15 protein-coding genes are annotated in these 12,606 nt (G+C 68.7%); 1 reads left to right on the top strand and 14 read right to left on the bottom strand.

Going from position 1 to position 12,606, the window contains the following annotated elements:
• Positions 1-3: 3 nt before the first annotated feature.
• Genes BVG12_RS28400 through gspG form a run of 11 tightly spaced genes read right to left on the bottom strand, consistent with a single transcriptional unit; the run spans position 4 to position 9,581 of the window.
• Positions 4-756 (bottom strand): type II secretion system protein, encoded by a 753-nt coding sequence (locus BVG12_RS28400; RefSeq protein WP_075795328.1) that lies wholly within the window; start codon positions 754-756, stop codon positions 4-6.
• Positions 743-1,123, bottom strand: a complete 381-nt coding sequence (locus BVG12_RS28395) for a type II secretion system protein (RefSeq protein ID WP_075795327.1) — start codon at positions 1,121-1,123, stop codon at positions 743-745. The genes BVG12_RS28400 and BVG12_RS28395 overlap by 14 nt, the downstream gene beginning before the upstream one ends.
• A 4-nt stretch (positions 1,124-1,127) precedes the next feature.
• A complete protein-coding gene (locus tag BVG12_RS28390; RefSeq protein WP_075795326.1) occupies positions 1,128-1,607 on the bottom strand; it encodes a type II secretion system protein in 480 nt (159 codons plus the stop codon).
• The gene (locus BVG12_RS28385; protein WP_307189092.1) at positions 1,604-3,715 is read right to left on the bottom strand and encodes a secretin GspD/PilQ domain-containing protein; all 2,112 of its coding nucleotides are present in this window, start codon (positions 3,713-3,715) and stop codon (positions 1,604-1,606) included. Before BVG12_RS28385 ends, BVG12_RS28390 begins: the two co-directional genes overlap by 4 nt.
• Positions 3,712-4,305 (bottom strand): hypothetical protein, encoded by a 594-nt coding sequence (locus tag BVG12_RS28380; protein ID WP_229503742.1) that lies wholly within the window; start codon positions 4,303-4,305, stop codon positions 3,712-3,714. The genes BVG12_RS28385 and BVG12_RS28380 overlap by 4 nt, the downstream gene beginning before the upstream one ends.
• The gene (locus BVG12_RS28375) at positions 4,302-4,883 is read right to left on the bottom strand and encodes a hypothetical protein (RefSeq protein WP_075796616.1); all 582 of its coding nucleotides are present in this window, start codon (positions 4,881-4,883) and stop codon (positions 4,302-4,304) included. Before BVG12_RS28375 ends, BVG12_RS28380 begins: the two co-directional genes overlap by 4 nt.
• Positions 4,880-5,431: a PilN domain-containing protein gene (locus tag BVG12_RS28370; RefSeq protein ID WP_075795325.1), complete on the bottom strand. Its 552-nt coding sequence runs from the start codon at positions 5,429-5,431 to the stop codon at positions 4,880-4,882. Before BVG12_RS28370 ends, BVG12_RS28375 begins: the two co-directional genes overlap by 4 nt.
• Complete coding sequence (locus BVG12_RS28365) at positions 5,428-6,249, bottom strand: hypothetical protein (protein WP_156895761.1); 822 nt, start codon at positions 6,247-6,249, stop codon at positions 5,428-5,430. Before BVG12_RS28365 ends, BVG12_RS28370 begins: the two co-directional genes overlap by 4 nt.
• Entirely contained in the window at positions 6,242-7,900 is a 1,659-nt protein-coding gene (locus BVG12_RS28360) for a GspE/PulE family protein (protein WP_179966301.1), read from the bottom strand. Before BVG12_RS28360 ends, BVG12_RS28365 begins: the two co-directional genes overlap by 8 nt.
• Positions 7,901-7,929: 29 nt before the next feature.
• Entirely contained in the window at positions 7,930-9,117 is a 1,188-nt protein-coding gene (locus BVG12_RS28355; protein WP_075795322.1) for a type II secretion system F family protein, read from the bottom strand.
• 20 nt (positions 9,118-9,137) lie between these two features.
• Positions 9,138-9,581, bottom strand: coding sequence for a type II secretion system major pseudopilin GspG (gene gspG / locus BVG12_RS28350; RefSeq protein ID WP_075795321.1), 444 nt, complete (start codon positions 9,579-9,581; stop codon positions 9,138-9,140).
• Between the two features lie 394 nt (positions 9,582-9,975).
• Between gspG and BVG12_RS28345 the strand changes: the two genes are divergently transcribed.
• A complete protein-coding gene (locus tag BVG12_RS28345) occupies positions 9,976-10,320 on the top strand; it encodes a hypothetical protein (protein WP_156895760.1) in 345 nt (114 codons plus the stop codon).
• 10 nt (positions 10,321-10,330) lie between these two features.
• On the opposite strand, the gene BVG12_RS28340 is transcribed toward BVG12_RS28345, so the two are convergent.
• From BVG12_RS28340 to BVG12_RS28330, 3 genes are all read right to left on the bottom strand, one after another.
• On the bottom strand, positions 10,331-11,098 hold the full coding sequence (locus BVG12_RS28340; protein ID WP_075795319.1) for a LuxR C-terminal-related transcriptional regulator: 768 nt from the start codon (positions 11,096-11,098) through the stop codon (positions 10,331-10,333).
• A gap of 2 nt (positions 11,099-11,100) precedes the next feature.
• Complete coding sequence (locus BVG12_RS28335; RefSeq protein ID WP_075795318.1) at positions 11,101-11,790, bottom strand: winged helix-turn-helix domain-containing protein; 690 nt, start codon at positions 11,788-11,790, stop codon at positions 11,101-11,103.
• 228 nt (positions 11,791-12,018) lie between these two features.
• Positions 12,019-12,591, bottom strand: a complete 573-nt coding sequence (locus BVG12_RS28330; protein ID WP_075795317.1) for an NF038129 family PEP-CTERM protein — start codon at positions 12,589-12,591, stop codon at positions 12,019-12,021.
• Positions 12,592-12,606: the final 15 nt, after the last annotated feature.

Below are 12,606 nucleotides of genomic sequence, written 5' to 3'. Positions count from 1 at the left end.
GGTCTAGCGGCCGTCGCCCGCGGCGGACGGCGGCGCCGGCTCGCCGTCCTTCGCCTCCTTCGCATCCCTGTCGTCGCCCTCGGCCTTCTCGGCCGGCGGCGCGTCTGCCGGTTGCATCGGCGGCACGGGCGGCGCCGCATCCGACTGCGCCGCGCCCCGTCCGGGAAACAGCGACGGCGGCTCGGCCGGCACGCCCCCGGACGGCGGCTGGAACAGCGACGGCTGGATCTGCGCCTGGGGCTTCCCTTGCGCCAGCACCTGTCCCTGCACGAGCCCCTGCCCAGTCGCCACGAACTTCCAGTCCGAGATGTGCTGCCTGTTCTCGAAGCCGGAAAAGCGCGCGTCGAAATTCGCCACCTTCAGCGGCTTCGCCTTGGACAGGCTGTACACGGCCAGCACGCCGCGCCGGTCGCCGGGATTGGCCCACACGATGCCCCACTCGGCCTTGCCCGTCAGCGGGTCGATGAAGATCTTGCGCAGGTGCCGCCGCACGCCGGGAAAACGCGGATCCTTCAACAGCTCCTGCAGCGACGGCGGCTGCGACGGCTGGCCCTTGGGCGTCGCCTCGGCATAGGTGCGCAGCGCTTCGCTGAACGCGGCGCCGGTCTCCAGCAGGTCTTTCTCGGCCTGCGCGCGGCGCAGCAGCGCGTCGACTTTCAGCGTGGCCGCGCCGACCAGGCCGATCACGGTCACGAGGATGATCAGGCCGAGGTAGGTGAAGCCGCCCTCGCGCCGGAGCGCCTTACCACTCCGCATAGGGCTTGCCGTTGCGCCCCGTGCCCGGCGCGCCGCTGCGGATGGTGTAGACGCCGCCCTTGTCGCCTTCCTCCGGCGGCACGACGACCCAGGCCGAGTCGCTTTCCGCGATCGGATCGAACGGCAGCGCCGGCAGGTATTTTTTCTCGACGAGTTGCTGCAGCGATTCCGGATAGCGCCCGGTATCTTCATGGAACTGGTCGATCACGGCGCGCGTATTGCGCAGGTTCTCGGCCAGGATGGTCTCCTTGGTGCTGTCGATCTTCGGGAAGAAGCGCGGCACCGCGAGCGTGAGCAGCAGCGCCACGATGCCCAGCACGACCAGCAGTTCGATCAGGGTGAAGCCCCGCTTGCGTGTCCTGTCCATATGCTCACCAGCGGTTGTAAGGGATGCCGTTCAGGCCGGCCTTGCCGGAGGTCGAGTAGACATCATAGACGTCGTCGCCCTCCTTCGGTTCGTCCGCCTCGCTGGCGTAGCTGCGCTTGCCCCACGTCTCGGCATCTTTCAGATCCGCGTCGCCGTTGAACGGGTCGCGTGGCAGACGGCGCAGAAAATAGATCTTCGCCTTCTTCGGGCTGCGCTGGTCCGGCACGCCCTCGACCAGCACCTCCAGTTTCGGCGGATAGCCGCTGGCGCCGGCCGCGCGCGCCACGCGGCCCTCGTCGCCGGCCTTCTTGTACGCGTCGATGGCGGCGCGGATCTCGCGCAGCGCGACGCGCAGTTCCTGCTCGTGGCGCCGCTGCAGCGCGATCTGCGCGGTCGGCACCACGAGCGTCCCGACCAGGGCCAGGATCGCCAGCGTGACGAGCAGCTCGATCAGGGTGAAGCCGCGCGGGCGCCGGGCCTTCATTTCTGGTTCGGGAACGCGGCCTGCGACGCGGGCACGGGCTGGTTGGCCGGCTGGGGCATGGGCGTCGGCTCCGGCTGCGGCAGCGGCGTGATCTCGACCGCGGGCGCGGACGGCAGTTCCGACGGCGAGCTTGACGCCGGCGCCGCCGGCAGCGTGCCGATGCCGCCGACGCTGGTGGCCGGCACCATCCTGCCCTCCTCGATCACCGGCAGCGGCGCCGACACCGGCGGCTGCGCGGCGGCGGACGGCGGCTGCGCGGGTTGCGCAGGCGCAGCCGCGCGCGCGGGCTGGGCGCCCGGCTGCGCGCGCGCGCCCTGCGCCGGCACCTGCACCGGCGCGCGCGCCGTCGTGTCGGGACGGCGCCGGAAACTGGCCTCCGTGCCGGCGCTGAATTCGGAACTCGATGCCGGCGGCCGCTGCAGGTTGCGGATCAGGTGCGGCGTGATCGACAGCACGACCTCGGTCTTGTTGCGGGTGTCCTGCTGGCTGCCGAACAGCCGGCCGAGGATGGGCAAATCGCCCACGCCGGGCAGCCTCTTGGCGCTGGAACGGTCCTCGTTCTTGATCAGGCCCGCCAGCACCTGGTTCTCGCCATCCTTCAGCTGCAGCATCGTGGACGCCGAGCGCGTGCCGATGCGGTAGGCCGTCGTGCCGCCCTTCGTCGTGACGGTGTCGACGAGATTGCTCACTTCGAGCGAGATGCGGATGCCGACCTCGTTGTTCAGGTAGATCGTCGGCTCGACGTCGAGCTTGAGGCCCACGTCGACGTAGTTCACCGACTCGGACGCGAAGCCGCCCACGCCCGACGAAATGGTCGTCGTGATGGTCGGCAGCTTGTCGCCGATGACGACCTTGGCCTTTTCCTTGTTGCGCACGCGGATGCGGGGCGCGGCCAGGGTGTCGGAATCGCCGTCCGTCTTGCTGGCCGTGACGGCGCCGGAGACGCCGCCGACGGCGATCGTGCTGCCGTTCAGGTGGCGCAGCTGGTCGACCGTGATCGCGGCGCCGCCCGCCGCCTGCAGCGGCGCGAACGAGAGGCTCGTGGGCCAGTCGATGCCCAGGTCGAGCAGGCGGTTGCGCTGCACTTCCAGCACCTCGACGTCGAGCATCACCTCGGCCTCGGGCACGTCCTGCAGCGCCACCAGCTGCGACGCCAGCTTCACGGCTTCCGGGCTGTCGCGCAGGATCACGAGGTTGAGCTTCTCGTCCACCACGACGTCGCGCGACTTCAGGATGGTCTTCAGGGTGTTGCCGACGGTCTTGGCGTCCGCATTGGCCAGGTAGAAGGTCTTGACCGTCATCTCCTGGTATTCCTTCTGCTTGGCCGCGATGTTCGGGTAGATCAGGATCGTGTTGCCGTCCATGACCTGCCGTTCCAGCTGGTTCGTCATCAGGAGATAGTAGACGGCCGCTTCCACCGTGCTGTTCTTGAGGAAGACGGACGCGCGCTGGTCCGTCTTGACGTCCTTGTCGAACAGGAAGTTCAGGCCCGAGTGGCGTGCGATCACTTCGAAGATCTGCTTGATGGGCGCGTCGCGGAATTCCAGGCTGATGGGCGCGCGGAACGCGGCCGCCAGCGCCGCCTCGGGCGAGTTGGCCGCGATCTTCTCGTTCACGTCGGCCAGCATCTGCCGCGCCGGTTCGTAGGTCGGGCGCTCGGTCAGGATCGCGGTCAGCTTGGTTTTCGCCGCGTCGTAGTCCTTGCGTTCCAGCGCGGTCTGCGCTTCCTGCAACAGCACGCCGTGGCGGCGGTCCGCGTCGACCTGGCGCAGGCCGGCGCGCGCGCGTTCGTTGAGAGGATCGATCGCCAGCACGCGGCGGTAATCCGCCACCGCGAGTTCGGGTTTGCCGTCGGCCAGTTCACGGTCGGCCTGCGGCAGCAGGCGGTTCGTCGCGGCGTCGCGCGCCCGCAGGTAAGCGGCCTTGTACTGGACGTTGGACGGATCGGCGGCCACCGCCTCCTGGTACTTCACGAGCCCCGCCTCGACCTTGTCCTGCGCCACGAGCTCGTTCCCCTCGCGGTAAGCCATTTGTGCTGCGCAGCCGGACAGCAGGATGACCAGTACGGCCGGGAGCAGGCGGCGGGCCAGAGTTGGGCGAGCAATCAATCGAATACTCCAATATTGAGCTGCTGAACCTGGTTCAGCGGCAGGTAAGTCAGGGTCAGGACCGGCGGGGTGATGGCATCGACCCGGTACGTCCCGTCGATCACCTCTCCCTTGTCGCGCACGACATACGTGCGGGCGCCGCGGGCCAGGTAGACCTCCCAGACGCCGTCGCCGACCGACTTGCCGATGAAGGTGAACGGCAGCGGCGGCGCGGTGGGCGGCGGTGGCGGCGGTGCGGGCTGCTGCTGCGGCGGCGGGGGCGGCGGCGTCCAGTCCTGGTGCGTGAACGGACCGGCGCCGTTCTGTCCCTGGCCGAACGCGGCATCGGGCTCGCCGATCAGCACGTCGCGCGACACCAGCGCGAGCACGGCCTGTCCCGCATCCGCGGGCTTGGCGGCCGGCTGTGCTACCGGCGCGCGCGCGGGCGCGGGCGCGGGCGTGCGCACGAGCACCGCCTGCGCGGCCGGACGCACGACAGGTTCGGCGATGCCGCCGGCCGGCGCCTTGTCGCCGAACGCGGCGAGCAGGCCCGCCGCGACGAGGGCCAGGCCGAGGATGGCGTGGCGCGGCTTGATCGGTCCTGTCCTCATGGCTGCGCCGTCCCGTCGCGCAGGTACAAGGTCAGGCGCAGGCGCGCTTCCACCGTCGCATCGCCGATGGCGTCGCGGTGGAAGCTGATCTCGTCCAGCGACGCGAACGGGATCGCGCGCAGCGCCGCCATGGCGAACTGCCAGATCGCCTGGTAACTGCCTTTCACGGGCAGGTTCACCTGATACGTGTAGACGTGCGCGTTGCGGTCGTGGCCCGCCTTGTACTCGCCCTGGCGCAGCACGAGGCCGGATTTCGCGGCGAGGCCGAACAGCGTCTTGACCTGCTGCTCGGCGCCGCCCCGCTCGCCCAGCGCGCCGTAGAACGCGGCCAGGTTGTCGGGCGCCTGCGCGGGCGCGGGCTCAGGCGCCGGTGCGGACGCCGCGGCGGCCGGCGTTTTCTGCCTGGCCTGCGCGGCGTACGCTTCCTGCGCGCGTTCCATCGTCCACACGGTCCTCAGCGTCCACGCGAGGCCGCCGGTCAAGACGAGCATCAGGATGGCGGCGGCCAGCACGATCGGATTCGCGCGCAGCAGCATCAAGCGCAGGCGCAGCATGGGCGATGCGAAGGTCGTCTTCATGGCGCGGCCCTCCACTGGGCATCGACCTGGAAGCGGATCGGCCGGTTCGGGTCCTGCTCGTTGATCTCGTGGCGCGCCAGCAGGACGGTGGTGAACCAGTCGATGTGCTGCAGCGCCTCGACGTAAGCGATCATGTCGTCGCTGTTCTTCGCTTCCGCCGTGATGCGCACGCTGCTCTTCTTCGCGTCCGGTTCCAGCGCCAGCAGGGCGATGGTGGCGGGCGTCGCGGCCTGCACCGCGTCGTGCAGGCCGCGCCACGGCACGTTCAGCTGCTGCACGGACGCGTTCACGGCGCTGGCCTGCGCGGGCGGTACGGCGCGCACGGGCGCGGCGACGGGCGCGCGTGCGACCGCGCGCGCCTGCGCCTGGGCCGCCTGCGCCGTGCGTTGCGCCTCCACGCGCTGCAAGCTGCGGTATTGCGCGATGCTGCTGCCGAGCGCTCCCGCCAGCCCGAGTACGACGATCAACAGGCTCCACGTCCCGCGCGGCGTGCGGTGCCACGCGCGGGCGAGGCTGGGCGGCGCGAAATCGATGCGGACTTTTTTCATGGCGCCCTCCCCGTCAGCGCGAGCCGCGCGCAATCGGGCCACAACGGATCGGTCTCGTCCTCGAACAGCGTGCAGGCGAATTTCAGCCGGCCCGCGCTGCTCGCCCAGCCGGTCGGCGCCGGGCCGCACAGCTGCAGGCGCTCGGGACGCGACAGGCCCACGCGCAGCGCCTCGCGCGCCACGTGGCCTTCGAGCCAGTCGCGGTCCGCGCCAGGGGGGATCGGCGCCGTGCGCACCGCGGCGAGCAAGTCGCCGTCGAACGCGGCGACGGACAGCACGCCGCCATGCACGACGCCGAACCACGCACCCGCGCGGCGCACGCGGCGGTGCTGGTTCATGGCGGCGACGAATTGCGGCACGATCTCGACGAGTGTGAAACGCTGGCTGGACGCCGCCGCCGTCAGCTGTTCGAGCAGCGCCAGCGGCAGCGCGGCCGCGAGGAACGGGCGCGCGGCGTCCCAGTCGGCGCTGAGGGTCCAGCCGGCGAGGCTTCCCCCGAACAGCGCCTGGTACCGCAGCGCGGCCGCCCCTTCCAGGTCGGCGAGACGCGTCGCGCCGACCGGCGGCGTCACCTGCCACAGGCGCACGAGATCGTCGGACAGCACGACCGTCGCCGGCAGGCCGGCCACGTCGTGCTCGCCGAGCAGCATGCCGAGGGCCGCGCCCAGCGAAACCGGATCGTTGCCGGACGCCGCCACCTGGCCCAGCAGGCGCGCGCGCTCGTGCGGCCAGATGCTGGTGCGCACGAGCGCCAGCGCGTCCGGTGCGATGCCGATGCGCAGCGACTGGCCGAACCCCGATTTCAAGGCACTAAGCATGCAGCGTGACCCTCCGGATTTCCTCAAGCGTCGTGGCCCCGCGCTTGACCAGGTCCAGCGCCGCGAGACGCAGGCTGCGCGTGCCGTTGGCGGCGGCCGCCGCCTTGATGCGGCGGATCGGCTGCTTGTCGACGATCAGTTCGCGGATCTCGTCGTTCAAGGTCAGGATCTCGGCGATCGAGCGGCGTCCCTTGTAGCCGGTGCCGCGGCAATCGCCGCAGCCGACGCCGCGCATGAAGACGTAGTCGTGCACTTCGTCGCGCGTCAGGTGGGCGGATGACAGCTCGGCCTCGCCCGGCGTGTACTGCGCCGCGCAGCGCGGACAGTTCATGCGGATCAGGCGCTGCGCCCAGATGCCGTTCAGCGCCGATACGAACGCGTACGGGTCGATCCCCATGTGCGTGAAGCGCCCGAACACGTCGAACACGTTATTCGCGTGGACGGTCGTCAGCACGAGGTGGCCCGTCAGCGCCGACTGCACCGCGATCTCCGCCGTCTCGCGGTCACGGATCTCGCCCACCATGATCTTGTCCGGATCGTGGCGCAGGATCGAACGCAGGCCCTTCGCGAACGACAGGCCCTTCTTTTCGTTGACGGGGATCTGCAGGATGCCGGGCAGCTGGTATTCGACGGGGTCCTCGATCGTGATGATCTTTTCGCGGCCGTTGTGGATCTCGGTCAGCGCCGCGTACAACGTGGTCGTCTTGCCGGAACCCGTCGGCCCCGTCACGAGCAGCATGCCGTACGCCTCCTGCGCGAGCATGCGGAGCGTCGCCAGCGACGGCGCGTCGAACCCCAGCGCTTCCAGGGTGAGCGAGCCGTAGGCCTCGATCATCGCGCGCTTGTCGAGGATACGGATGACGGCGTCCTCGCCGTGGATGCTGGGCATGATCGACACCCGCAAATCGATGTCGCGCCCGGCGGATTCGACGCGGAAGCTGCCGTCCTGCGGGACGCGGCGCTCGGCGATGTCCAGTTCCGCCAGCACTTTCAGGCGCGAGATGATGTGCTCCGCCAGTTCGATGCCGCCGACGGACGCGGCGTGATCGAGCACGCCGTCCACGCGGTATTTGACGGCGAGGCCGCCCGCGGTGCTCTCCAGGTGGATGTCGGACGCGCCGGCTTTCAGCGCGTCGTACAAGGTCGAGTTCACGAGCTTGACGGCGGGGCTCGCGGCTTCCGACACGGACGCGAACGACAGCACGGTCGCGCTCTTGCCGTCGCGCCGCCCCTCCCCGCTGTCGCCGACGAGCGTGTCGACGGCGCGCGCGGATTCCTCGTGCTTGCCGAGATAGGCCTGGATGTCCGATTGCAGCGCGAGCCGCAGGTGCAGCGGCGCTGCCGCCGTCGCGCCGGCCTGGGCCTGCAGCCACGTCTGCAGGTCCAGGTCGAACGGGTCGGCGATCACGCCCGTCAGGCGCTTGTCGTCGGCGCGCAGCAGGACGCAGTGGCGCGCCAGCGCCTGCGCCAGCGGCAGCAGGTCGAACGCGGGCTGCTGGCCGAACATCTCCGGCGTTTCCATCACCGTGAGACCGAACGGCTCCGCGAGCAGGCCCACGATCTCGCGCGGTTCCAGGCCGGACAGGCCTTGCAGTTCCTCGACCAGCGAACGGCGCGATTGCCGGCTCTGCGCGCGGGCGCGCGTCAGCATGGCCGCATCGAGGACGATGGCCGGCGCGTTCACGACATGTCTCCGGCCAGGTCGAAGATCGGCATGTACAGCAGCACGACGATGGCACCGACGACGAGGCCGATGGCCGCCATCAGCAGCGGTTCGAACGTACGCGTGAAGCGGTCGATCCAGCGCCCGATCTCGCCGTCGTAGAACGCGGCGGAGCGCGTGAGCATCGTGCCCATCGCGCCCGTGCGCTCGCCCACGCGCAGCATGCGCAGCGAGATCGGCGTCGTGAGCCCGTTCGCCTCGAACGCGTCGGACAGCGGCCGGCCCGCCTCGATCGCGGCCCGTGCGGCGCGCAAGCCGCCGGCCACGCCGGGCGAGACCATGCCCTGCACGGTGTCGATCGCGGTCACGAGCGTGATGCCGCCTTCGTTCAGCATGCCCAGGGTGAGGTACAGGCGTGCGAGTTCGTAGATGCGGGCGCGCTCGCCGATGCCGGGCAGTTTCGCCAGCAGGCGCGCGGCGCCGCCCCGTTTCAACGTGCGCCGGATCGCCCACGCGGCGATGGCGACGGTCGCCGCGAATCCGATCAGCAGCGCGCCGGCATGGCGGCCCGCGAACTGGCCCCAGTCGAGCATCAGGCGCGACATCCACGGCAGGTTGCGGCCCGCGCCCTGGTACACCTCGGCGAAGCGCGGCACGACGTACGACATCAGGAAAACCGACACGCCGCCACCCACGAGCAGCAGGATCGCCGGATAAATCGAGGCGCTGACGACCTTGGCGCGCACCGTGTCGATACGCTGCTGGTATTCGATATAGCGTTCGAGCGCGCGCGGCAGGTCGCTCGTGCCTTCCGCCGCGCGCACGATGCCGACGTACAGCGGCGGGAACAGTGCGGGCTGCGCGGCCATCACGCTGGACAGGCGCTTGCCTTCGCGCAGGCCGGCCAGCAGCCGTTCCAGCACGCCCCGCGTGGCGGGGCTGGCTTCCTTTTCCAGCAGGGCTTCCAGGCCTTCGACGATGCCCAGGCCCGCCGTCAGCAGCGCGAGCAGCTCCTGGCTGAACAGGACGAGCGACAGCTTGCCGCCGCGCTGGCGGCGCAGCAGTGGCGCGTGCACGGGTTCGATGGCGCTGACGAACAGCCCGCGCGCTTCGACCTGGCGACGCGCGTCCGCCTCGTCCGGGGCGTCGACGAGCACGCTGGCGATGCGCATGTCGGGCGCGAGGGTGCGGACCGCGAACTGCATGGGAACCGAAGACGCAGCGCTTATTGAGAGCTGATGTCGGCGTTCTCGCCTTCACCGCCCGGCTGGCCGTCCTTGCCGAGCGAGACGACTTCGTACTCGCCCTTGCTGCCGGGCGCACGGTATTGGTAGGCATGGCCCCACGGATCGAGCGGGACACCTTTCTTGAGGTAGGGACCGTTCCACTTGGCGCCCGCCGTGGGCGGGGCCGTCAGCAGTGCGTTCAAGCCTTCCTCGGTCGTGGGATAGCGGCCGACGTCGAGGCGATAGGTGTCCAGCGATTTTTCGAACGCTTCGATCTGCGCCTTGGCGACGGTCACCTCGGACTTGCCCAGTTGCGAAAAATACTTGGGCCCGACATAGGCCGCGAGGAGGCCGATGATAACGATAACTACCAAAAGTTCAAGCAGGGTAAAACCGGCTTGGCGGACCCGCGCGGCGGTGTCCTGATTCTGCACACGATACATCCAACCGACTCCTCTATTGCTCTAATGTAAAGCCTTGCGTGAAGGCTACCATGGGCCCGTCATGGCGACAAATCATTTCGGGCCCGCACCACGATCGTCGGTCGAGACACCGCACACGGATTTCATACTCACAAAATTTTAACGCCGTTTTGCTTACCGGAACAGCATCAGGACGATCGTTCCCCCATTCCCGGGGGCGGCGGTGCGGGCTCACTAGCATACCCTGTTGACTGTGTGGAATCCCTTATGATTTTTGTGCAATTGAAGAAAAAGCTGCGTAGCTTTTGTGCGATTTTTTTTCCTGAGCGCATTTAAAGTTTCTCTCAGGATATTTCCTATCATCATCGCTCATCTTCGTTCATTTCCACGGAAAAATCTTTCGAAATGACAATATTTGCACGAAAATAACAAAAAAAAAGTTGAGCTGCGGAAAAACGGACGCTACAGTAGCTCATCCATGAATTCTGCATTGCCCAACATCATGAAAATCTCTGCCGTCCGTACCGCTTTCGCCCTCAGCCTCACCGTTCTCCTCGCCGCCTGCGGCAGTGGCGCCCAGATCGACCAGCCGACCCAGACCGCCGCCATGATCGGAACCGCCGCACAGGTCAGCGCCAATTCGCCCGCACCGGATTGCGCGGCCGACGGCTGCAAAGGCCTGCGCATCATCGATGCAAACGCCGAAGCCTTCCGCTACGAAGCGATGCGCCGCGCCGCGGCCGACGCACCGCAATCCTGATGCGCGGCGGCTACTGGACAGCATCATCCTCCAGCAGCCGCAAATCCATGCAGCGCGCCAGCGCGTGCGCCCGGTTGCTGACGCCGAGCGTGCGGTAGATGCGCTGCAGATGGTTCTTGACGGTCAGTCCGCTGATCCCGAGGATCTTCCCCATCTCGTCATTGCTCTTCCCGGCCCGCAGCCAGCCGACGATCTCGGCCTCGCGCGCGCTCAGCGGACGGGCCGGCGCCGCCCCCGCGGCGATGCCGCTACCCGGCAGCCGTTCCAGCGCCAGGTGCAGGTGCGGCAGCAGCAATTCCAGAAAATAGGCATGGCGCGCGTCCGGCCGCGCGGCCAAGCCGAACAGCACGAACACGCTGCCGCCCCCGCTCGTCGGTCCGGTGCCGTGCACGAGCACGCTGTCGAATCCCATCTGCCCGACTTCGTCGCGCAAGCCCTCCAGCGGCTGCCGCCCGGCCGCGCCGAAATCGGCCAGCACCGGCAGTCTCCCTCCCCGCACGCAATGGCGCGCGATGCGCAGCGCCAGGCCGTCGTGCGCATCCGTCAACGTCTGCTGCGCGCCCGGCGCCAGCACGGTGCCATGCACGCATTCCAGCCGCGCCAGCGCCCCGCCCGGTCCGAGTTCGAGGCCGACGAGCACCTGATGCGGCAGCAGCGCCTGCACCTGGCCCTGGGTCCACAGGAAGAACTGGCGCCGGTTCGCCACGCGCAAGCCGGACTCGATGGCGCACAGCAGGTATTCCTGCTCCTGGCGGCTGAGGATGACGACGGGGTCCACGCTCAAGACCAGGCGACGAAGCGGTAGCCGGTGCCGCGCACGGTCTCGATGCGTTCCTGGTGCCCGCTCGGCTGCAGCGCGTGACGCAGGCGCCCCACGTGGGCATCGACCGTGCGCTCGTCGAGCACGGCGTGGCGGCCCCAGACCTGGTCCAGCAGTTGCGAACGCGTATGCACGCGCTCCGGATGGTGCATCAGGAAATTGAGCAACCGGAATTCGACGGGACCGAGCGCCACCCGGCGCGTCCCGGCCACGACGCGCTGCGTGTGCGGATCGAGGCGCAGGCCCGCCATCTGCACGGCGTCGACGGCCCCGTGCGGCACGCGCCGGCGCAGCACGGCCTGCATGCGCGCCAGCAGCTCGCGCGGGTTGAACGGCTTGGTGAGATAGTCGTCGGCGCCGGATTCCAGCGCGAGGATCTTGTCGTGCTCCCCGGTCCGGGCGGACACCATGATGATCGTCAGGTCATGCGTGCGCGCCTGCGCGTGCAGGCGCCGGATCAGCGCCTCGCCCGACTGGCCGGGCAAGTCCCATTCCAGCAGCAGCATGTCGGGCGGGCCGGCGCCGATCGCGCCGAGCGCCGACTCGGCGTCCGTGCACAGCTCGACGCGATGGCCGGCACGGGTCAGGTTCAGTTCCAGCAACTGGCGAACGAAGGGGTCGGGGTCGACCACGAGGACATGCGCGCGCATCGTAGATCCTTGTCTCGGCGACAACAGGATCGAATATGCACCAAGCAAACTTCGCTGAACAATATGATTTCTATTTGAAATTCATATGTTTAAAGAATAAATAAGACCACCCCCGTCCCCGCGACGGCGGGGACCCATGCTGAGCTGGCTTAAAACGCTCAGCATGGAGGGAATAGTGCAGTGGGTACTATTCCCGCTTTCGCGGGAGCGACGATTCAAAATAACGGGTCAGGCGCGCCGGCGTCGCATCGCACCCAGCAGCATCAAGCCGGTGGCAACCAGCAACCAATCCGCCGGTTCCGGCACCGGATTCACGGCAGCAAACGCGGGATCGACCACCACGGCAGGCGGCTCGCCGGCCACGAGGCTGATCTGGGCCGCGTTGAACGACAGATAGCCGCCAGCGCTGTCGAGCAGGCTGACGGTCAGGCCGGTGCTGCCGGGATTGACCGGCACGCCGCCGAACGTCACGTCGAAGCCGAAGGTACCGCCCAGCAGGATCGACTGGAAGAATTCCGAGAACGCATCGCTGCTGAACGTGAACGCGCCGCCCGACTGCGTCACGTTGACGAGGTCGGGCGTGCCGGTGAAGGCGCCGTCGAGGCCGCTGATCGTCGCGGTCAGCACGTCGGTGGTGCCGAACGGCAGGAAGTCGATCTGCATGAAGCCGTCGCCGCTCGTGCCGGCCGTGTCGAGGGCCACGTGGTAGACCGGGCTCGCGGTCGCGGCCCCGGCCAGCAGATAGAGCGCCAGCAGCGCGCGGGACAGCGGGAAAATGAGCAGGTTTTTCAGGTTCATCATGGTGTCTCGATCAAT

The sequence above is a fragment of the Massilia putida genome (assembly GCF_001941825.1).
Lineage (GTDB): Bacteria > Pseudomonadota > Gammaproteobacteria > Burkholderiales > Burkholderiaceae_D > Telluria > Telluria putida.
This window is presented reverse-complemented; position numbering and strand designations above follow the sequence as displayed.

Excerpts from the sequence above, each read along its gene's own strand:
- BVG12_RS28400 (WP_075795328.1), bottom strand. The coding sequence starts at position 756 with ATGCGGAGTGGTAAGGCGCTCCGGCGCGAGGGCGGCTTCACCTACCTC.
- BVG12_RS28395 (WP_075795327.1), bottom strand. The coding sequence starts at position 1,123 with ATGGACAGGACACGCAAGCGGGGCTTCACCCTGATCGAACTGCTGGTC.
- BVG12_RS28390 (WP_075795326.1), bottom strand. The coding sequence starts at position 1,607 with ATGAAGGCCCGGCGCCCGCGCGGCTTCACCCTGATCGAGCTGCTCGTC.
- BVG12_RS28380 (WP_229503742.1), bottom strand. The coding sequence starts at position 4,305 with ATGAGGACAGGACCGATCAAGCCGCGCCACGCCATCCTCGGCCTGGCC.
- BVG12_RS28375 (WP_075796616.1), bottom strand. The coding sequence starts at position 4,883 with ATGAAGACGACCTTCGCATCGCCCATGCTGCGCCTGCGCTTGATGCTG.
- BVG12_RS28370 (WP_075795325.1), bottom strand. The coding sequence starts at position 5,431 with ATGAAAAAAGTCCGCATCGATTTCGCGCCGCCCAGCCTCGCCCGCGCG.
- BVG12_RS28365 (WP_156895761.1), bottom strand. The coding sequence starts at position 6,249 with ATGCTTAGTGCCTTGAAATCGGGGTTCGGCCAGTCGCTGCGCATCGGC.
- BVG12_RS28360 (WP_179966301.1), bottom strand. The coding sequence starts at position 7,900 with ATGCTGACGCGCGCCCGCGCGCAGAGCCGGCAATCGCGCCGTTCGCTG.
- BVG12_RS28355 (WP_075795322.1), bottom strand. The coding sequence starts at position 9,117 with ATGCAGTTCGCGGTCCGCACCCTCGCGCCCGACATGCGCATCGCCAGC.
- gspG (WP_075795321.1), bottom strand. The coding sequence starts at position 9,581 with ATGTATCGTGTGCAGAATCAGGACACCGCCGCGCGGGTCCGCCAAGCC.
- BVG12_RS28335 (WP_075795318.1), bottom strand. The coding sequence starts at position 11,790 with ATGCGCGCGCATGTCCTCGTGGTCGACCCCGACCCCTTCGTTCGCCAG.
- BVG12_RS28330 (WP_075795317.1), bottom strand. The coding sequence starts at position 12,591 with ATGATGAACCTGAAAAACCTGCTCATTTTCCCGCTGTCCCGCGCGCTG.